Below are 19,752 nucleotides of genomic sequence, written 5' to 3'. Positions count from 1 at the left end.
AGGCTGCTGTACGTATACTGCAGGTGTGAAGGTTATCATGGAAAGGGGCCGCTTTTCGTGAAGCACCTGCGGGAAACAATGAAGCATTTTCAAAAAACAGCGGAACGGCTTTCCAAGCTCGGCTTCAACAGCGAGCAGCCGTGGAAAACGCTGTCGCAAATGAATGAGCTGCTGGATGGCGAGTTTTGGGAAAACATGGCGACGTTGGGCAAATATGCAGACCAAACATGGAGGGAGCCGGAGGAGAAGGAAGAGACGGAGCAGGCGGTGGCGAAAACGTCAGCCAAAGCGCCGGTGAAGAAATTCGTGCCGAATGTGGATCTGTTCAAGACGGATTCGCGCGTGATCGTCTCTTGCGAAATCTCCGGATTCGACCGGGACAGCCTCGAAGTCAAATTCGTCGATCCGCGAACGATCATCATCATGGGACGCGTCCGCGAGCATACATTTGCGCATGCCAGGTTGTCCAGGGAACGCAGCTACGGGAAGTTCCGCCGGCAAATTACGTTGCCGGTCGCAATCGTTCCCAAAAAAATGAAAGTCGACTATGCCGATGGCGTGCTCGAATTGCAGTTTATCCGCAGCGGAAAAACGCGGAGGAAACAACCGGGTCCGACCAAAACAGAATCGTAAACAGGCGAAAAAAAGGGAGGAACACCGCGTTCCTCCCTTTTTATACGTTCCCCACCTGCGGCTGATCAATGATGCTTGGATCGAGCGTGTTGGTCAAGCTGACTCCATTCACCGTATTGACGATATTGCCGGTATTGCCGCCCCCAGAACCGGAAAACGTCTTGGAGGTTGCTTTGGGAGAGATATTTAATGCATCACCAAAATTGACTGTTCCCGAATTGCTGTTGATGTTGACAGCACCCACGACGGATGGCAAAGAATTCCCTCCCTTTCGTAACGAATTGTGGCAATGTCTAGTGTGCGAGGTGGCGAATGGTTTTGACTCGCGATTCGGCACAGGTGAAATCGGTTGAGCCGATCTGCACGACCGAAGAGGCTGCCACGCTTTGAATCGTGACAAGTTGGACGCGAATGAAAGGAGATTCATTCACTTTTATGATGTCGAGCTGTTCATCTACCACCGGTTGAGGGATAGCCGCGCCAAAAAGGGCGTATCGATCCAACGGGTAGTCGCTCTCAAAAAACGTCACTTCTTCGCGCTGGACCGCCAATACGTTGGCATCCAGGATGTCCTCTTCCGCATCCCCGATTTGTACGACGGTAGAATCGCTTGTTTGCAAAATATCTATACGCTTCACGTGTGATGTCCGGAACGGCATGTGAACCCCCTTTACGCCTGACGAGTGCGCGGAATTCTTTGGACGTGCGGTTCAACCGCAGGCACGAGCGGCGTCGTGACGCCAACGATCAGTGACTCGGGAGGCGTTTCAAACAGATTGCCAAGCTGGATGCACCGGCTATCGCCGATCCTGAGAATGGAGGCGGTCGCAATCTCGTTGCATTTGACGGTTCCGATCGAAAGGCAGCCATTGATCACCGTATAGCGCATCTACGCTCCACCTGCTTCCCGGGGGAGATGCTGCAGAAACGATTCGCACGTCTTCTCGATATCCCGTTTGACTTTTTCGATGACTTTTTGCTCGATTGCCGGATATTGCGCCGGATCGAGCTGGTCAGGCTGCACCTGGTTCAAATAGTAGCGGATGCGCTGATCGATCTGGTTTTTGATGTCATGCATGATGAATTTGCGATAAGGGTCATGCAGCGGATAGGCGTACTTCTGCTCCAGCGCTTCAAGCGAGTAGACCGCATCGGTATCCAGGTAGTGATGAATCTGCTCTTGAATCCGGCAGAAAAGCTCATCGGACGGTTTGGCGGGAGCAGGCACATCCATCGATTGATTGACAGCATACTCGCTGATGGAGGAGTCCTCGCTTTTCGGGGGATTCAGACCGATATTCAAGGTGCCTTCCAGCCGCTCGATTTTCAACAGATCAAACTTGTACTCGTTGGTGATCGTTTGCGTCCCCGCTTTATCCTTCAATTGATTGACATCTTTCTGCAGATCTTCCACCAGCTTGGTAAGCTGCTCCATCTGTTGGGTCTGCGCCTGCAAAAAGCAGGTGAGCTGCTCCAGGCATGCGACCACTTCAGGACTCATCATCGTCATCTGTCATCACCTTCTTCTAAAGTGCATCCTCACATGCGCGAGGGCTGTGTGAGGGGAACGAATGGCGTGCCGGGAAGTTCAACGGGGCCTGGCCCGGCCTGTGGAGCTGCCTCTGTGAACCCCCCTGTGTTATACAGTTTGGCTAGCGGCTTGACGATGCCGGCGCTGCCGATTTGACAGACCGATGCGTTGGAAATGCCATCGATTTTTAGCGTATGGATGGTGATGGTTTGTTGCACAAAAAAATTCATTTTCGGTCTCCCGCCTTCCGCAAAAATCAGGTGCGCTGGATGAAAACGGCTTGATCTTCCGCCTCGGAATCATATATTTGAATGATGCTCTTGGGATTGTTAATGAGCAGATTGGTGCCTGAATTGAACGAACCGCCGCCTGCAAACGTTTTGGTTACGCTTTGCGGGGCAATGGTGCGGACATCCCCGATGTTCATCACACCGGTCATACTGTTTATATTTACGGAACCAACGATTGCCGGCATAGAAACGACACCCTTTTTATCCATCCTTGCTTGCATTCTATGTTGATCCGCTATGGGTGTTCATAACTGTTTGCAAAACGAAAATCGGTTGAAACGCATAGGCTGTATGATACGTCTAACAGAAGAGAAGGGAAGCAGCAAATGGAATTGACGGTAAAAAATGAAAGCATCACGATTAAAGAAGTGGAGGTAGAGAGTGTAACGCGCTCATCGCTCGTCCTGATTGGGGACGCGGATGTCATTACGTGCTCGTCGATTTTCGATACGCCGGTTCACTCCCTCATCCGGGAACAGAAGGGGGCAGGCGAGAAGCAGACGACCAACAGCGCTACCATGCGGTTGGGGTCCGATTTTTTTAGGGAAGCAGGCGAATTGGAATGATGGTAAACTACAAAGAGAAAAACTGACAAGCTGACATAGGAGCTTTTGCCATGAAACTGATTATTGCCGAAAAACCGGACCAGGGGGCGAAATTGGCGTCCCCCTTCGTACATAAAAAACAACAGGGATATATTGAAATTCAGCCGAACGCAATCTTTCCGCAAGGAGCTTGCGTGACGTGGGCGGTCGGGCACATTTGCGAACTGGTCGCCCCGGAGGAGTACAACCCGGCATGGAAGCGCTGGACGATCGCGACGCTGCCGATCATTCCCGAGCAATTCCGCTACCAGGTGACCAAGTCGAAAGCGAAGCAGTTTGGCATCATCAAACAGCTGCTGAAACGCCCGGATGTGACCGAAATCATCCATGCAGGCGATGCCGGGCGCGAAGGGGAACTGATCATCCGCACAGCGGTGCAAATGACCGGCGTCCGCAAACCGATGAAACGGCTGTGGATCTCATCGTTGACCGAAAAGGCGATCCTCGACGGGTTCAGCAATTTACTGAACGAAACGGACACCCGCAGCTTGTATCATGAAGCATACAGCCGGGCATGTGCCGATTGGCTGATCGGAATGAACGCATCGCGGATTTACACGATTTTGCTGAAGGAAAAAGGCATTGCCGATGTATTCTCCGCAGGGCGGGTGCAAACGCCGACGCTGGCATTGGTGGTCAAACGGGAACGGGAGATCGCCAATTTCAAATCGGAGCCGTTCTGGGAAGTTCTCGCCCGGTTTGACATTGCGGGCAAGGTGTATGACGGCGTTTGGCAAAAGGACGGCGAATCGCGCATTGACAACCAGGAGCTGGCGGAAAAAATTGCCGCGTTTTGCCAAAAGAAGCCGGCATTGGCCAAAGAGGTAATCAAAGAGCGCAAAGAGTTTCAGCCGCCTTATTTGTTCAATCTTTCCGCACTGCAGGCAACGATGAACAAACTGTACAAGTTTCCGCCGAAAAAGACGCTGGATACGGCACAACAGCTGTATGTCAAAGGCTATCTGTCTTATCCGCGCTCCGATTCGGCATTCGTGACTGCGGGCGAGGCCAAAACGTTTCCCGAGATTTTGCAAAAGCTCGCGCGCAAGCCGGAGTATCAATCGTATTTTCCGACGCCGATCACCTCTTTGCTGCAAAACAGACGGTATGTGAATGAGAAGAAAGTAACGGACCACTATGCCATCATCCCGACCGAGCAAGTTCCCGATTTGGGGCGCCTGAGCGAGGAGGAACGAAAGCTGTACGATCTCGTCGCCCGGAGGCTGATTGCCGCGCACCATGATGTAGCGATTTTTGACTATACGACGATCACCACATTGGTCGATGAGCGGGCCGAATTCATCTCGAAAGGCAGCGTGCTCGTTCAGGCAGGCTGGCGACAGGTTCTTTTTCAGGAAGATGCGGATGAAAAGGATGAGGAGAAGCAGTTGCCGCCTGTCGAGCAAGGGGAGCGCGGACGAGTGGAAAAAGCGAGGGTGAAGGAGAGCAAGACGCAGCCGCCCAAGCGCTATACGGAAGGTCAGCTGATCACGCTGATGAAGACGGCGGGCAAGCATATCGACAACCAGGAGCTGGAAAAGGTGCTGATGAAAACGGAAGGGCTGGGGACGGAAGCGACCCGCGCCGGCATCATCACGATGCTTAAAGACCGCAAATACATTGAAGTCAAAAAAAATCAGGTGTTTGCAACGGCAAAAGGAATGCTTTTGATCGATGTGATCGGCGATAAAATTTTGGCGTCTCCGGAAATGACCGCCCGTTGGGAACAGCGGCTGGGCGAGATCGGGCAAGGGGAGGCATCGCCGGAAGCGTTTATGGAGCAGGTGAAAAAGCTGTCGGCCAAAATCGTCGAGGATGCCATCGGGCAAGCGCCTGAATGGAAGCTGGACGGAATCGAGATCGAGTCGATGCCGAAAAGCGCCTCCAAGTTCAGCTTGGGTAAAACCGTCGCGACGTGCCGCGTTTGCGGCGGCAATCTGGTCGACAAAGGCTCGTTTTACGGGTGTTCAAACTATACAAAAAACCGATGCAAGGTGACGGTTCCGAAAAAATTGCTCGGCAAGTCCATCTCGGCGACGAATGTAAAAAAATTGATGGAAACCGGTCAGAGCAATGTGATAAAGGGATTCAAAAAGGGAGAGAAGACTTTCGATGCCTCGCTGGTGTGGAATGAGGCGGAGAAAGGGTTCCGTTTTGGCTTTGGCGACAAAGCGTAATGAACCGAGCAGGTAGGGGGAAACGATGAAAAGAGGATCAATCCTGATCGTATGGATGGTCGTCATGGCCGTGTTCTCGCTGCCAGTGACAAGTTTTGCAGAGAGTATGGCCCCTGTGCAGCCCGCAGGAAACGGGGCTGGAGAGCAGCCGGGAGACATTGAGCCCGCACTGCAGCAGCAAAATGCGCAAATGGTTCAGCCGGCAAGCGCGCCAGCCCAGCAAATTGCCCCGGCTGCGCAGCTGCCGAAAGAGACCGTTACAGCGGGCAAGGTTGCGCAAGGGCAGCGGAAAGTGCGTACGGTGACCTTTCCGAATCAAGATCGCTACTGGATGGAGCGCATGGAATTCGCCGTAACGTCGAAAACGCCCTACATACAGAAAATTGCCGTACCGGGCCGCAACGCGACGATCCGGTACGTCGCGCAAAAACAAGACGCGAACAAAAAGCTGACGCGCGAATGGAAAACGGGACCGCTCGGCGCCGTGCTGCCGGCCACGACCGTCTTCATCGATACGGATCAGACGCATATGCTGATCAGCTATCCCGAGCGCGCCATCAGCAGGGCGAACCATACGCTGGAGTATAGGACGAATCCGTATCCGATCGCAGTCAAGCAAACGGCTGCCGGCTATGAACTAGCGGTCACGTTTCCACAGGAGAAAGGGTCGATCGGCGAAGTTTGGACGTTGACCTCGGCAAAGCCGCTGGTCGATTGGTCGAAGCCCAATTTGCCTGCGATCTGGCTGCTGCTCGATCTGCATGATCAGCAAAAATGGTCGTGGGACGGCTTCTACGTAAAAACGCCAGCCACTTATGAGCCACATGGCCCCAATTTGTACTGGCGGATTCCGATCAACTATGTGGCGAAATCGTTTGTCATGACAGGCGGCAGTCAAGCGGCAGACGACTTGGGCTGGGTGATGCTCTCGGTCATTTTGCCGAATCAAAATCAGCTGGGGTATTGGGAAACACAGCCCGGGTCATCCTGGTTGAGAGCGCTATATGGCGTACAGCCAGGCTTTTACGATACGCGCTTCAACACCGACATGGCGATCGTGCTGTTAAGAGGCTACCACAAATATAAAGATGTCCGCTTCTGGAACGCGGCCAACCGCTATGCGCAGTTTTTCCTCAAGCATGTGGAGAAGAACCACTTTGTGCTGCAGGGGCCGAAAGAAGGATGGCTGGTCAGCGATTATGCTCATTTGGCGAAACCTTCCAAACCGACGCACAGTTCGCTCAATCATCAATTGCAGGAAACCAAATTTTTGCTGGAAATGTTTACGGAAACGAAACAGCCGGTCTATGAAGAACAGGCGCAAAAGCTGCTGCAAGGAGTGAAAAACTCGACGGCAAGCTGGATCAAGGAAAATCTCGACCTGCATTATGCCTATTTGCCGAGCGGACAAATGGGGATGGCGGACTATCCGTTTCTCACCTATGACGATCTGTGGCAAACCCAGCAGATGCTGATCCTCCTCTATGGCCAGATGGACAGCGATTTGGCGACGCTGATGGAAAGCAAAAGGGCGTTCATGGATCTCGCCAATATCACCGGCTACATTCAGCGGCCGCTGCCTGAGCCAAAACCGGTGGCGGCAAAAGTGGAAGCGCCAGAAGCAGTCGGCAATCAATGAAGCGAAAAGAAGAGCGGGCTCCCATGCGGAGTTCGTTTTTTATTTCGGCAATAAATCATAATCATTACGATTTATCTTGACTAACGCTATCGGCACGTGTATTCTTTTTTATAAATCGTAATCATTACGTTTTGCAAGAAGAACAAACGATAAGGGGTGAACCTTGCATGGGTCAAGTGAACCAACATGGTGTAACAAAACGCATCCCGGTAACCGTATTGAGCGGCTACTTGGGGGCTGGAAAAACAACGATCCTCAACCATGTGCTGAATAATCGACAGGGGTTGCGCGTTGCCGTCATCGTGAACGACTTGAGCGAGCTGAATATCGATGCCGAGCTGGTGAAAAAGGGGGGAGGCGTATCGCGCACGGATGAAAAAGTCGTGGAGATGTCGAACGGCTGCATCTGCTGCACCTTGCGAGAGGATTTGCTCGTTGAGGTTCAGAGGCTGGTAGAGGCGAATCGGTACGATTACATATTGATCGAATCGACTGGGATCGGCGAGCCGGTTCCGGTTGCGCAGACGTTCACCTATATCGATGAAGAAAACGGAATTGATTTGTCGGCGGTCTGCCGCCTGGACACGATGGTCACCGTTGTGGATGCCTATCGATTCTGGCACGATTTTTCATCAGGCGAAACCCTGCTTTCACGCAACCAGGCAGCCGATGAACAGGATACCCGCGAGGTCGTGGATCTTTTGATCGATCAGATTGAGTTTTGCGATGTGCTGATCCTGAACAAATGCGACCTGGTAAATCCGGACGATTTGGCAGAGCTTGAGTGCGTTTTGCGCAAGCTGCAGCCGGCAGCCCGTTTCATCCGCGCCGAAAAGGGCGTCGTGGACCCGGAACACATTTTACATACAGGCTTGTTCGATTTTGAAAAGGCTGGTATGTCCGCAGGTTGGATCAAGGAGCTGGAGCAAGAAAGCCATACGCCTGAGACGGAGGAGTACGGGATTTCCTCTTTCGTGTACCGCCGCCATGAGCCATTTCACCCTGCGCGTTTTGCAGCATGGCTCGAAGAGTGGCCGGAAGCGGTCGTGCGAGCGAAAGGCTTCTTCTGGCTGGCGACCCGTGCTGATTGGGCCATGACCTTGAGCCAAGCAGGTCCGTCCATCCAGGTGGGTACTGCCGGACAATGGGTGGCTGCACGAACCGGTCAGGAGCGGTTGCTTGCGCTGGTCGAAGACCCGGACCAGCAAGAAGCGTGGCATCCGGAGTTCGGCGATCGCATCAATGAACTGGTGCTGATCGGCATCGACATGGACAAGGAAGAATTGATCCGCACGCTGGACGCCTGCCTGTTGACAGAAGAAGAGCTGGCAGGCGACTGGAGCATGCTGCCTGATCCGCTTCCGACCGAGAGCACGGTCGTTGAGGTAGCGCTTCACCCGTAAATTCATGAACAGACAAGGAGAATGACCATGCGCGTAACCGTCATTTTGCAATGCACCGAAACAGGAGACCGGAATTACATCACATCCAAAAACAAGCGGAACAATCCAGAACGGTTGGAACTGAAAAAATATTCGCCGCGTCTCAAGCGTTATACCATTCACCGTGAAACAAAATAAAACAAAAAGAAAGCTGCCATGTGTGCAATCATGGCAGCTTTTTCTCGATCATGGGTCATGTCAGCTTCGTCCGCCTGCGTCTCACACCCATGGCGTCGGTTATCGTTGTCCCAAGGCGGGTGAGGATTTTGCTGCAAGTGGTTTCACGGCCCGTTAGCTGTTCCGGCACCGGTTCCGGAGAGGTAGACGTAAGGTGTTTTCGGAGCTTTGACCGGCGTAATCCGTTCCGCTTTCAGCATGAGGAACTGGCTTCCGTTCAAGCTGGTCATCGTAAGCGTGCCTTTTATCTTCACCCACGAATCGGTGGCGAAAGCTTTGGCATTTTGGGCCTCAACCAGAACCCCTGCCACAGTCGCGTCGGCCGTGCAGCATGAAACCGTGAAGCGCGCCGCGACAAATTCAGAGTCGGAAAAATCGGGCTGTCGATACACGAAGCCAGTCGTCTCTAGCTCGTGGCCCTCGAACTCTTTCGGATACAAGTCGAGAATCGTTAGTCCGTCAAGAAACAGCTTGTCGTCCATGGTAATGATCGGCTGCTTGTACATGAACATGGCTTTTTCGGTGTAATAGTCGCCAAAGTTATTGGATTGAAACAGTTTGCGAATCTCCGCATCCCCCAGCTTTTTGCTCTGTTGCTTCGGTGCTTCCTTGGTCTGTTGCGGCGTCGGCGATCGGGCAGGTTCCATCGTGCCATCCGGCTGAGCGGGCGCTGAACTGCCCGCTTTATTCGGTGATCGCGACGATTGCGTGGCGATCAGTTCCTTTGCGTTCCCGGCGAGCAAATTGACGCCTTTTTTCTGCGCAAGCTCGCTGCCCAAAATCTTGTGCGGGAGCAAAAAGCCCATCGCCAATGGCACAATGAACAACCCATAGAACAGCGTCGAACGAATCAAGCCGCGTGGCAATCCGTGATCGCCGCCGCAGTCGCAATCGTTTGCCTTCGCGCCAGTGAGCGCTTGCGTCAGGCTCGCGATGGTAAGCAAGAGCATGATCCCAAGCGTAACATGGCAGAGCATGTGCAAACGCGGGGCCAGGTAATACTGAATGTCGCCCGTGATCAGCAGCCTGGTCAAAAGCACGGTAAACCCGAGCAATATGTAGGAGCGCAAAAAATAGTGACGACGGAACGTTGCACGCAAGATGGTCTCCCTCCTAGCGGTATAGGGTGTGTGGATCGAGCCAGATTCCGCAAACCAAGGACAACACCAGCACGATAACGGTGGTGACCGCGATCAGCGCAGCAACAAAGGCAAAGCGGAACGAACTAAGCAGCATGAGCGTGTTTTTCAAATCGATCATCGGACCGAACACGAGGAATGCCAGGAGCGAACTTGTCCTGAACGTGCTGCCAAAGGAAGCGGCGATGAACGCATCGGCCTCGGAGCAGAGTGAAAAAATATATCCCAGTCCCATCATGACCAGGTGTGAGGCGAGGGGCGTTTGTCCCAATGCGCTGAGCGTGTCGCGCGAAAGAAAAACTTGCAAAATCGAGCTGACCAAAGCGCCAAAGAGCAAATACTTGCCCATGTCAAAAAATTCGTCCACGGCATGGCTGAACACGGCGAATATGCCGGAGGAACCGCGCGAGGAGTGTGCGGCTGTTTCTTCCGCACCGTAACGCAGCACCCGATTCCGGAAAAAAAACAGGACGAACGAGCCGACCAAAAGTGCGGTGATAAGCGCGAGGGCGCTGCGATAGACGACCATTTCCGGCTGTTTGAAAAAGGCGGTGTAAGTAGCTGCCATCACGACCGGATTGACAATTGGCCCCGCCAATAGAAATGTGATTCCAACATAGGGGGGCATGCCTTTGCAGATCAAACGGCGCACGATGGGGATGATCGCGCATTCGCATACCGGGAAAAGGAAGCCGAGCAAAGAGGCGAACGGCAATGCCACAAGCGGGTGCTTCGGTGTCCAGCGCCTGATTTGTTCGTCGGTTACGAACGTTTGGATGAGTGCGGAGAAAAACACGCCCATGAGCACAAAGGGGACAGCTTCCAGGAGGATGCTGAGAAGCAGTGTTTTCACATCGAGCAAACGTTCCAAAGGGGAGCCCCTCCTTACGAAAAACAATACCGTAACTATAAACCGTAATCATTCTTGTTTGCAATGCATAACTTTTCGACAAGCCGTATTCCTGTCCGCAATGGTTTCATTGCTTTTTGAGCGAGAGGACAATCCATGCATGATTGTAACGCTGCATTCATCTTTTTTCGTTACCATCGAATAAGGGGAAGCAGCATAAGATGAGTAGGGGCGGACGTTTGCAACAGTCAAATCCAATCGATTTGGAAGGATTACTCGACAAAAGAAGTAACAAAATGCACCGAGCATTCGACAGTCATCGCTGATTTGGTTCAGTATACTTGGTTACAGACATGATTCGCGAAATGGGTACAGGAGAAAGGGGCGCAAAACCAGATGATGACTGATCGCAACCCAAAATGGGATACCGTTCCGCTCGATGAGCAGCCACATATACAAGCCATGCTCGTTTACCAGCGTGCCGCCGCCACACTCTATGTGCGTTGGAAAATGTCGCAAACACGGATGAGAATGGTCGCCTCGTATCTTGAAGCCGACGAGCGCTGCATCAAGCAGGGGCTGCGGCTGTACGATGCAACCGATTCGCTCGACCGCCAAACGATACGCGATTTTATGATCAGCGAGCCGGCGGCAGGTGCGAATGCGAAAGAGATTTCCGAAATTGTCGAGAACCGGATTTATATTGTAGATTATGGTTTTTTCCATCAGGATAAGTTTTACCCCATCTTACGGTCGGAGCCGGTCGCGGTCAACGCGATGTGATGCCGATGAGGGGATGTGAAGGAGGGACGCCGGATGAGCGACATACGGTTTGGGACGGACGGGTGGAGAGCGGTGATCGCCGATCAATTCACAATGGAAAACGTACGAATCGTCGCACAGGCGATTGCTCATTACACGGTCGAAAATCAGCAGCAGCAGCAAGGGATCATCATCGGCCATGACACGCGATTCATGGGGCGGGCATTCGCGCAAGAGGTGGCAAGTGTGCTGGCTGCAAACGGAATCGCCGCCTATTTGGTGAACGAGCCGACGCCGACCCCGGTCGTCGCTTTCGGCGTGAAGCATTTTGCCGCAAGCGGTGCGGTCATGATCACGGCAAGCCACAATCCTCCACACTACAACGGAATCAAGTACATACCCGATTATGCCGGACCTGCCACGAACCCGATCACGACCCGGTTGGAACAGTTGATCCATCAGGTGCAGCAAAAGCGCGAGGTAAACCGGATCAGTCTGGAAGAGGCGGCGAGCAAACGGAAGCTGCAGTACATTTATTTGCGCCCGCACTACGAGGCGCATCTTCGTCGGATGATCCGCTTTGATGTGCTGCGCGGAGCCGGGCTGCATATCGTGGTCGACGCGATGCACGGTGCCGGGATCGGCTATGTCAGCACCATTTTGAAAGAAAACGGGCTGAAAGTGACGACCATCCGCGATTATGAGGACCCGATGTTTGGCGGTGAGCTGCCGGAGCCCAATGACAAGCATCTGGCAGAACTGAAAGAGGAAATACGCCATGCACGCGCCGACCTGGGGCTGGCGAACGATGGCGATGCGGATCGATTCGGCGTCGTCGATGCAACCGGACGGTATATCCCGCCCAATCAGGTGCTAGTGTTGCTCGCGCGCCACCTCATCAAAAACCGCAAGCAGACCGGGCGGATCGTCCGTACCGTCGCGACGACGCATCTGCTTGATCGAATCGCCCGCCAGCATGAGCTGGTCAGCGTCGAGACGCCGGTCGGCTTCAAGTATGTAGGTGCCGAGATGATGAAAGGCGACGTGCTCATCGGCGGAGAGGAAAGCGGCGGATGCAGCATCATGGGGCATATACCGGAAAAGGACGGGATTTTGACGAACTTGCTGATTGCCGAAATGTGCGCGTGGGAAAAGAAAGGGATTGCGGACATTTTGGCTGAGCTACACGGCGAGTATGGCGAATTTTTCAGCACCCGCCTCGACCTAAAAACGCGTGGGAACAGCGAATGGCTTGATCGACTGCGAGAAAAGCCGCCCGTCCAGATCGGCAGCTATGAAGTTCGGGGCGTCGATCAAACAGACGGGATCAAGCTGCGGCTCGACAACGAACAATGGCTGCTGATTCGCCCGTCGGGGACAGAGCCGCTGGTGCGGATTTATTGTGAAGCTGGCTCGCAGGAGGAGCTGGGCGGTCTGCAAGAGACGGTTTCCGACTGGTTCCGGGATTTGCACGATGACGAATAAACCGGAAAAGGCGTCCTGACTGCGTACGTGCGCGGAAGGGGCGCTTTTTTTTATGCCTGGATAGCCAACTTTTCCGGCTTTAGCTGGATTGTAAACAATGGTAGAATAGAATACGTATTTTTGCACGAATAAAAGCTGCTGCTTGACACTATTGGCAAGACGTGGGAGAGAAACAGTAAACGATGAAAATCGATGAGTCTGTGTTAACCGAATTTTTGCATCAGGTACGATTGAAAAGCCCGTCACCGGATGACCCGATCGTCGTTTTGCATACGCCCCATCCGTGGGAACTGGTCGGGACCGGCAACTATGCGGGCGTATTTGGTCACCCTGATTATCCTGATCTGGTCGTGAAAGTGTATGCGCCGGGACGGCCCGGGATTGAAAAAGAGATCGAGGTGTACAGCAAGCTGGGGGAAACGCGTTACTTCCCCGTCTGCTATCAGCATGGGGACAATTTTTTGGTCATGCGCCGCATGAAAGGCATCTCCCTGTTTGACTGCATTCGCCACGGGATTCCCATCCCGCCGCAAGTGATCGAGGATGTGGAGGAAGCGCTGGAGCTTGCGCGCAAAAGAGGCTTGTACCCGCATGACGTGCACGGAAAAAACGTGTTGATGCATCTGGGGCGCGGCTATTTGATCGATGTGTCCGACTATTACATCAAGGCGGAGGATACGAAATGGCGCGATTTGCGCAAAGCCTACCATGCGATTTATTTGCCGTTCCTCAAGGATCGCGGGTGGAAGGTGCCGCTGTGGGTATTGGATGGCGTTCGCAAAGGATACCGGTATGTAAAGAAGGTGCACCGGCTGCTTGAGGCGATGCGGCTGTAGAGAGGGTCGATTGGGCAACGGGCACTTCATTGCCGCTTGCGAGACGATATGATAAAATTTGATTTTGACCGCATATGGAGCATTTTCAGATGCATGTGCAGGGGATAGAGGAGGACAAGATGTTGATTTATTACTTATACGCACTGGCAGTCATTTTATTGGATCAATTGACAAAGTACGCCGTCGTAAAAAACATGGTTCAAGGCGAATCGATCCCGTTGATCGATCATGTCTTCCAATTAACCTCGCATCGCAATATGGGAGCGGCATTTGGAATTCTGCAAAATCAGCGGATTTTGTTCATTATTATCACCCTGGCGGTCGTCACCGGCATCGTCGTGACGCTGTTCCGTATCGGACACACGCAGCCGCGCATTTCCCTCGGCCTTTCGCTGGTGCTGGGAGGGGCGATCGGTAACTTTATCGACCGCGCTGTTAATGGACAAGTCGTCGATTTTCTTGATTTTGTGCTGATCCATTTCCCGATCTTCAACGTAGCGGATGCCGCGATCACCATCGGGGTGGTCATCCTGCTGCTTGACATTTTCTTTGATTCGAAACGAACACGATAGGAGAACACCATTATGGAAAACACCCCGCTTTTTGAACGCTTCGACTGGACGGTCGAGGCTGCCGACAAGGGCGAGCGGATCGACAAATTCATCACATCGGCCAATGAAGACTGGTCGCGTTCCCAAGTACAGGCATGGGTAAAAGAGGGGCGCGTCACGGTAAACGGCGAGCCGATCAAAAACAATTACAAAGTGTCGGCAGATGACGAGGTCACGCTACGCGTACCGCCTCCACGGGAGCTGGCGATCAAGGCGGAGGAAATGCCGTTGGACATCGTGTTCGAGGATGCTGATGTCGTGGTCGTCAATAAGCCGCGCGGTCTTGTCGTGCATCCGGCGCCGGGACATTACAGCGGCACGCTGGTCAACGGCCTGATGCACCATTGCAAGGATCTTTCCGGGATCAACGGCGTATTGCGTCCGGGCATCGTGCACCGGATCGACAAGGATACATCCGGTCTTTTGATGATCGCCAAAAACGACAAGGCTCATATCGGGCTTGCCGAGCAATTGAAAAACCATACCGTCAACCGCAAGTATGTAGCATTGGTCCACGGCGTGATTCCGCATGAAATGGGCACGATCGATGCGCCGATCGGCCGCGACCCGAAAAATCGCCAGCAAATGGCGGTCGTCTTCGAAAACAGCAAGCCAGCGGTCACGCATTTTGTCGTGCTGGAGCGCTTCGCCGATGCGACATTGGTCGAATTGAAGCTGGAAACGGGCCGGACGCACCAAATCCGCGTCCATATGAAGTATATCGGCTATCCGCTCGTCGGCGATCCGAAATACGGAGCGAAGAGCAACATCGATTTTGACGGGCAGGCGCTGCATGCCAAAACGCTCGGCTTCGAGCATCCTCGGACAGGGGCGTACATGGAGTTTGAGGCGGAGTTGCCTGCGGAGATGAAAGAGCTGCTTGCGTTTTTGCGGCAGCAGTAGGAAGCGCGGCAAGTTCAACCTACCTTCCATCGATCGATTTATTTTTCTTGACACCCATCCGCAACGATGGCATAATGATTGCAGATGCAAAGTGAACCTTTAAATCCAGTCCTGTGAGGCTGGCAAGGGCTTCGGATATGGAAAAGCAGGCTGCAGCCACCGGCTGTCTGCCGATTTTCCGCAAGCGAGCTTCTTGTCAGGTGGACAAGAAGCTTTTTCTTGTTCCGCAGACAAACAAACTTCCCTAGAGGAGAGGCGTACGATGGGTGAAAAAAGCGTATTGATGGACGAAGCAGCCATTCGCAGGGCGTTGACACGCATTGCCCACGAGATCATCGAGAAAAACAAAGGCGTCGAGGATTGCATCATCGTCGGCATCAAGACGCGCGGTGTATATCTGGCGGAGCGCCTCGCCGATCGGATCGAACAGATCGAAAGCGTCAAGCTGGCCGTCGGCGAACTGGACATCACGTTTTACCGCGATGACCTTTCGCACAAAGCGGAGGATGCGGTGCTGCGCGGCGCGCAAATTCCGGAAGATGTGACAGGCAAGACGATTATCCTGGTCGATGACGTTCTCTTTACGGGACGGACCGTCCGTGCGGCATTGGATGCCTTGATGGACCATGGCCGCCCCAAAATGATCCAGTTGGCTGTGCTGGTAGACCGCGGTCACCGCGAGCTGCCGATCCGCCCTGATTATGTAGGCAAAAACGTGCCGACTTCACGAAGCGAGATCATTTCCGTACTGCTCGCAGATGTCGACGGCGCTGAAGAAGTTACGATTTCCCAAGTATCGGAATAGTCCTCTTTAAATCCAATCCCGTGAGATTGGCAAGGGGAGACTTTGTACCGTCTCTCTTTGTGTGCGCACAAAGAGATTTTTTTTGCCCAAAAGCAAACAATACAAAGAGAAACGAGGGGGAGCCCAATGAATCAAAAGAATTTTATCGATGTCCATGAAACACCTGCACCGTCACGGCTCTTGCCGCTCAGCATCCAGCACTTATTCGCCATGTTTGGCTCCACGGTACTGGTTCCGATCCTGGTCGGACTTGATCCGTCGGTAGCACTGCTCACAAGCGGGATCGGCACGCTCTTGTACCTGCTGATCACCAAAGGAAAAATTCCGAACTACGTCGGTTCATCCTTTGCCTTCATCGGTCCGATCATCACCGTGTCCCACGCATACGGCATGGGAGTGGCACTGCTCGGCGGCCTCCTCTCCGGCCTGGTCTACATGCTGGTGTCGGGAATCGTCTACAAAGCGGGCGTTCGCTGGCTCGACCGCGTTCTGCCTCCGGTCGTCATCGCCTCGATCATCGCGGTCATCGGCCTGAGCTTGTCCGGTGTAGCCGTCGACATGGCGACGAAAGTAACGGTAAACAATCAATCGGTCTTCTCGCTCACCTCGGCGGAAATCTCGCTGGTGACTGTCATCGTAACGGTAATCGCAGCGGTTGTGCTGCGCGGATTTTTCGCACTCATCCCGATTTTGATCGGTATCATCGCTGGTTATCTGTACACGCTGGTTCGCCACCCAGACCTGATTATGAGCAAATGGAACCTGGTGACGGACGCAAGCTGGGTCGTTGGCTTCTCGGAAATGTTCCACAGCCACCTGAAGGTCGGTCTGGTCGTCGAAGCGATGCAAACCCCGTCTTCCTGGCTCGCAGCGTTGATCATCGCGCCAATCGCGTTCGTCACGCTGGCTGAGCATCTGGGCCACCTGCTGGTAACCGGAAAAGTCATGGACCGCGATCTGATGAAAGACCCGGGCCTGCACCGTTCGCTCTTGGGTGACGGTGTGGCGACAACGCTCGCCGCGTTTCTCGGCGGACCGCCGAACACGACGTATGGCGAAAACATCGGTGTCCTGGCGATCACCCGCGTCTACAGCCGCGTGGTCATCGCACTCGCAGCGGTATTCGCCATCCTGTTCGCCTTCATCGGCAAAATCAGCGCGCTCTTGATGACCATCCCGACTCCGGTGCTCGGCGGCGTTTCGATCATCCTGTTCGGAATCATCGCCGCACAAGGCTTGCGGATGTTCGTCGAAAACAAAGTAGACTTTGCCAACAAGCGCAACATGATCATCGCCGCCGCGATTTTGGTCACCGGGATCGGCGGATACAAAATCAGCTTTGAAAGCATCCCGTTCTTAAGCAACCTGACAATCGACAACATCGCGTTCTCCACCTTCTTTGGGATCATCCTGAATGCGGTTTTGCCAGGCAAAGGCCAGGCGCAGGCGGATGAGATGAAAAAACAAATCGCATAACGAATACAGTTCGCAATCCTTTTAAATCGGTCCCGAGAGGCTGGCAAGGGTGAGCAGGGCTTCCTTTGCCCTGCGCTGTAGAAGCAGATTAAGAAGCTTCTTGCCCGACCAGCCCATCCAAAACGGCTATGTAAGGCAAGAAGCTTTTTCCTTAGAGAAGCAAGACAAGCGAAAGAAAATGGAGGCGTGTAGGCATGAAAAATCATTTACTCGGCATGAAAGATCGATCCAGACAAGAGATTGAAATGCTACTGGCACGAGCAGCATATTGGGCAAACGAGCGCGGCGTCCAATCCGACGCCCTGCAAGGAAAATTCGTTGCCAACGTGTTCCTCGAACCCAGCACCCGCACCCGCTTTTCTTTTGAAGTCGCACAAAAACGATTGGGCGCGCACGTGCTGAACTTTGCGGCCGAATCATCATCCACGACAAAAGGCGAAACCGTCTACGATACGCTTAAAACGCTTGAATCGATGGGTGTCGAGGCAGCGGTGATCCGCACATCGGAAAACGGGCTCTTGCAGACGCTCGCCGACAAGGTGAACATGACGCTGGTCAACGCGGGGGATGGCACGAATGAACATCCGACACAGTGTTTGCTTGACCTGCTTACGATCAAACAGCAATTCGGACGCATCCAAGGCTTGAAGATCGCCATCATCGGCGACTTGCGCTACAGCCGCGTGCTCGGGTCCCACCTGCATGCCCTCCCGACTTTGGGCGCAGAATTGATGCTGGCAGGACCGGCATCGCTCATGCGCGACAAAGCGGAGCTGCCGGCGGGAACACGCGTGGTCGAGGTGGACGAAGCGGTCCGCACGGCAGATGTGGTGATGATGCTGCGCATCCAGCTTGAGCGTCACGCAGGCACGCTCGACATGAGCAAGGAAGCGTATCATCAGGCGTACGGCCTGACGGTCGGCCGCGCGGCACAGATGAAGCCGCATGCGATCATCATGCATCCGGCGCCATTCAACCGCGATGTGGAAATCGCCTCCGAACTGGTGGAAAGCGAGAAATCGAAAATCTTCACACAGGTGGCAAACGGCGTGGCCGTACGCATGGCCGTACTGGAAAATCTTTTGAACGGGGGAGAGAAACAATGGGCATCATCCTTCAAAACGGCAAACTTCTAAATCAAGCAGGCGAACTGATCAAGCAGGACATTTTGATGGAAGACGGCGTGATTCAACAAATCGCCGATCAAATAGATGCGGCAGGGCATGAGGTAATCGATGCAGGCGGCAAGTTCGTCTCGCCAGGATTCATCGACGTCCACGTGCATTTTCGCGAGCCAGGCTTCGAAGCGAAAGAAACGATTGCGACAGGTGCTGCATCCGCCGTGCGCGGCGGGTTCACGACAGTCGCCTGCATGCCGAATACGCGCCCGGTGATCGATTCGGTCGAGACGGTGGAAATGATTTTGAACAAAGCGCAGGAAGCGGGCAAGGCGCGCGTCATTCCATACGGCTCCATCACGGTTCGCGAGCTGGGCAAAGAGCTGACCGATTTCGCGGCACTGAAAGAAGCGGGCATTTTCGCGCTGACGGATGATGGCGTCGGCGTCCAGTCGAGCGCGATGATGCGCGAGGCGATGAAGCAGGCGACCGCGCTCGGCATCTCGATCGTGGCACACTGCGAAGACGAGGAACTCGTGCCAGCTGGCAGCGCCCTGCATGACGGCGAGGTCAGCAAAAAGCACGGACTGCCAGGTATCCCGTCGCTCTCCGAATCGATCCATGTGGGACGCGACATTTTGCTCGCCGACGAAGCAGGCGCGCATTACCACGTCTGCCATATCAGCGCGAAGGAATCGGTTCGCCTGGTACGCGATGGCAAGCGCGCAGGGGTGAACGTGACGACGGAAGTATCGCCGCACCACCTGCTGCTCTGCGACGAAGACATTCCGGATAATCTGGACACGCGCTGGAAGATGAATCCGCCGCTGCGTTCCCGCGAGGACCGCGCAGCGTTGATCGCGGGCCTGAAGGATGGCACGATCGATGTGATCGCCACTGACCATGCACCGCATACGGAGGAAGAAAAAGCGAAAGGGATGGAGCGTGCGCCGTTCGGGATCGTCGGACTAGAGACCGCCTTCCCGCTTTTGTATACACACTTTGTCCTGACCGGCGAGCTGACGTTACAAGAGCTGGTGGACAAAATGACGAAACGACCGGCGGAAATTTTCAACCTGCCCTATGGCGAGCTAAAAGTTGGCAAGCCGGCAGATTTGACCGTGATCGACCTCGAGAAAGAACAAGCAATCAACCCTGAAGAATTCGCGAGCAAAGGACGCAACACCCCGTTTTTTGGCTGGGTGTGCAAAGGGTGGCCCGTGCTGACGATCGTGAATGGCCAGGTAGTATACAACGGATAAAGAGGAGGCGG

At 53.9% G+C, this 19,752-nt stretch carries 23 protein-coding genes; 15 read left to right on the top strand and 8 right to left on the bottom strand.

Features of this window, described 5'->3' with window-relative positions; translation table 11 throughout:
* Positions 1–57 precede the first annotated feature (57 nt).
* Entirely contained in the window at positions 58–633 is a 576-nt protein-coding gene (locus tag ACTID9_RS18715; RefSeq protein WP_441066428.1) for an Hsp20/alpha crystallin family protein, read from the top strand.
* A 40-nt stretch (positions 634–673) separates the two neighbouring features.
* On the opposite strand, the gene ACTID9_RS18710 is transcribed toward ACTID9_RS18715, so the two are convergent.
* The 6 genes from ACTID9_RS18710 to ACTID9_RS18685 are packed head-to-tail and all read right to left on the bottom strand — an operon-like array spanning position 674 to position 2,639.
* Entirely contained in the window at positions 674–889 is a 216-nt protein-coding gene (locus ACTID9_RS18710) for a spore germination protein (RefSeq protein ID WP_354091110.1), read from the bottom strand.
* A gap of 37 nt (positions 890–926) precedes the next feature.
* Positions 927–1,292 carry a spore germination protein GerPE gene (locus ACTID9_RS18705; protein ID WP_441066427.1) on the bottom strand — a complete coding sequence of 122 codons (366 nt, stop codon included), beginning with the start codon at positions 1,290–1,292 and terminating at the stop codon, positions 927–929.
* Between the two features lie 11 nt (positions 1,293–1,303).
* Positions 1,304–1,522, bottom strand: a complete 219-nt coding sequence (locus ACTID9_RS18700; protein WP_441066426.1) for a spore gernimation protein GerPD — start codon at positions 1,520–1,522, stop codon at positions 1,304–1,306.
* Positions 1,523–2,143: a spore germination protein GerPC gene (gene gerPC, locus ACTID9_RS18695; RefSeq protein ID WP_441066425.1), complete on the bottom strand. Its 621-nt coding sequence runs from the start codon at positions 2,141–2,143 to the stop codon at positions 1,523–1,525. It lies immediately after the preceding gene.
* Positions 2,144–2,172: 29 nt separating this feature from the next.
* Complete coding sequence (locus tag ACTID9_RS18690; protein ID WP_441066424.1) at positions 2,173–2,394, bottom strand: spore germination protein GerPB; 222 nt, start codon at positions 2,392–2,394, stop codon at positions 2,173–2,175.
* Between the two features lie 26 nt (positions 2,395–2,420).
* Positions 2,421–2,639 carry a spore germination protein gene (locus tag ACTID9_RS18685; protein ID WP_354091114.1) on the bottom strand — a complete coding sequence of 73 codons (219 nt, stop codon included), beginning with the start codon at positions 2,637–2,639 and terminating at the stop codon, positions 2,421–2,423.
* Between the two features lie 141 nt (positions 2,640–2,780).
* Here ACTID9_RS18685 and ACTID9_RS18680 point away from each other — a divergent pair, with 141 nt between their 5' ends.
* From ACTID9_RS18680 to rpmG, 5 genes are all read left to right on the top strand, one after another.
* Positions 2,781–3,020: a hypothetical protein gene (locus tag ACTID9_RS18680; RefSeq protein WP_441066423.1), complete on the top strand. Its 240-nt coding sequence runs from the start codon at positions 2,781–2,783 to the stop codon at positions 3,018–3,020.
* A 50-nt stretch (positions 3,021–3,070) separates the two neighbouring features.
* Positions 3,071–5,236: a DNA topoisomerase III gene (locus tag ACTID9_RS18675; protein WP_441066422.1), complete on the top strand. Its 2,166-nt coding sequence runs from the start codon at positions 3,071–3,073 to the stop codon at positions 5,234–5,236.
* A gap of 25 nt (positions 5,237–5,261) precedes the next feature.
* Positions 5,262–6,875: a hypothetical protein gene (locus ACTID9_RS18670; protein WP_441066421.1), complete on the top strand. Its 1,614-nt coding sequence runs from the start codon at positions 5,262–5,264 to the stop codon at positions 6,873–6,875.
* 167 nt (positions 6,876–7,042) lie between these two features.
* On the top strand, positions 7,043–8,278 hold the full coding sequence (locus ACTID9_RS18665) for a GTP-binding protein (protein ID WP_441066420.1): 1,236 nt from the start codon (positions 7,043–7,045) through the stop codon (positions 8,276–8,278).
* Between the two features lie 27 nt (positions 8,279–8,305).
* On the top strand, positions 8,306–8,455 hold the full coding sequence (gene rpmG, locus ACTID9_RS18660) for a 50S ribosomal protein L33 (protein WP_441066419.1): 150 nt from the start codon (positions 8,306–8,308) through the stop codon (positions 8,453–8,455).
* A 143-nt stretch (positions 8,456–8,598) separates the two neighbouring features.
* Here the strand turns inward: rpmG and ACTID9_RS18655 are convergent, their stop codons facing one another.
* Together ACTID9_RS18655 and ACTID9_RS18650 are read right to left on the bottom strand one after the other, a co-directional pair.
* On the bottom strand, positions 8,599–9,594 hold the full coding sequence (locus ACTID9_RS18655) for a TIGR03943 family putative permease subunit (RefSeq protein ID WP_441066418.1): 996 nt from the start codon (positions 9,592–9,594) through the stop codon (positions 8,599–8,601).
* 13 nt (positions 9,595–9,607) lie between these two features.
* A complete protein-coding gene (locus tag ACTID9_RS18650; protein WP_441066417.1) occupies positions 9,608–10,504 on the bottom strand; it encodes a permease in 897 nt (298 codons plus the stop codon).
* A 375-nt stretch (positions 10,505–10,879) separates the two neighbouring features.
* On the opposite strand from ACTID9_RS18650, the gene ACTID9_RS18645 reads away from it, so the two are divergent.
* The 9 genes from ACTID9_RS18645 to ACTID9_RS18605 all read left to right on the top strand — a co-directional run bounded on the left by ACTID9_RS18645 (position 10,880) and on the right by ACTID9_RS18605 (position 19,741).
* Positions 10,880–11,266, top strand: coding sequence for a DUF4912 domain-containing protein (locus ACTID9_RS18645; RefSeq protein ID WP_441066416.1), 387 nt, complete (start codon positions 10,880–10,882; stop codon positions 11,264–11,266).
* Between the two features lie 33 nt (positions 11,267–11,299).
* Positions 11,300–12,730, top strand: coding sequence for a phosphoglucomutase/phosphomannomutase family protein (locus tag ACTID9_RS18640; RefSeq protein ID WP_441066415.1), 1,431 nt, complete (start codon positions 11,300–11,302; stop codon positions 12,728–12,730).
* Between the two features lie 182 nt (positions 12,731–12,912).
* A complete protein-coding gene (locus tag ACTID9_RS18635) occupies positions 12,913–13,566 on the top strand; it encodes a serine/threonine protein kinase (RefSeq protein WP_441066414.1) in 654 nt (217 codons plus the stop codon).
* A gap of 122 nt (positions 13,567–13,688) precedes the next feature.
* A complete protein-coding gene (lspA, locus tag ACTID9_RS18630; RefSeq protein ID WP_441072647.1) occupies positions 13,689–14,138 on the top strand; it encodes a signal peptidase II in 450 nt (149 codons plus the stop codon).
* 12 nt (positions 14,139–14,150) lie between these two features.
* A complete protein-coding gene (locus tag ACTID9_RS18625; protein WP_441066413.1) occupies positions 14,151–15,080 on the top strand; it encodes an RluA family pseudouridine synthase in 930 nt (309 codons plus the stop codon).
* 262 nt (positions 15,081–15,342) lie between these two features.
* On the top strand, positions 15,343–15,885 hold the full coding sequence (pyrR, locus tag ACTID9_RS18620) for a bifunctional pyr operon transcriptional regulator/uracil phosphoribosyltransferase PyrR (protein WP_441066412.1): 543 nt from the start codon (positions 15,343–15,345) through the stop codon (positions 15,883–15,885).
* A 126-nt stretch (positions 15,886–16,011) separates the two neighbouring features.
* Positions 16,012–17,361: a solute carrier family 23 protein gene (locus tag ACTID9_RS18615; protein WP_441066411.1), complete on the top strand. Its 1,350-nt coding sequence runs from the start codon at positions 16,012–16,014 to the stop codon at positions 17,359–17,361.
* Between the two features lie 194 nt (positions 17,362–17,555).
* Positions 17,556–18,497 carry an aspartate carbamoyltransferase catalytic subunit gene (locus ACTID9_RS18610; protein ID WP_441066410.1) on the top strand — a complete coding sequence of 314 codons (942 nt, stop codon included), beginning with the start codon at positions 17,556–17,558 and terminating at the stop codon, positions 18,495–18,497.
* A complete protein-coding gene (locus tag ACTID9_RS18605) occupies positions 18,464–19,741 on the top strand; it encodes a dihydroorotase (RefSeq protein WP_441066409.1) in 1,278 nt (425 codons plus the stop codon). The genes ACTID9_RS18610 and ACTID9_RS18605 overlap by 34 nt, the downstream gene beginning before the upstream one ends.
* Positions 19,742–19,752: the final 11 nt, after the last annotated feature.

Origin of the sequence: Brevibacillus fluminis (genome assembly GCF_052072235.1) — a bacterium.
In the GTDB taxonomy this organism is placed as follows: Bacteria; Bacillota; Bacilli; order Brevibacillales; family Brevibacillaceae; genus Brevibacillus_D; species Brevibacillus_D fluminis_A.
Note: the sequence above shows the minus strand (reverse complement) of the source record. Positions and strands in the feature narration are given on the sequence as shown.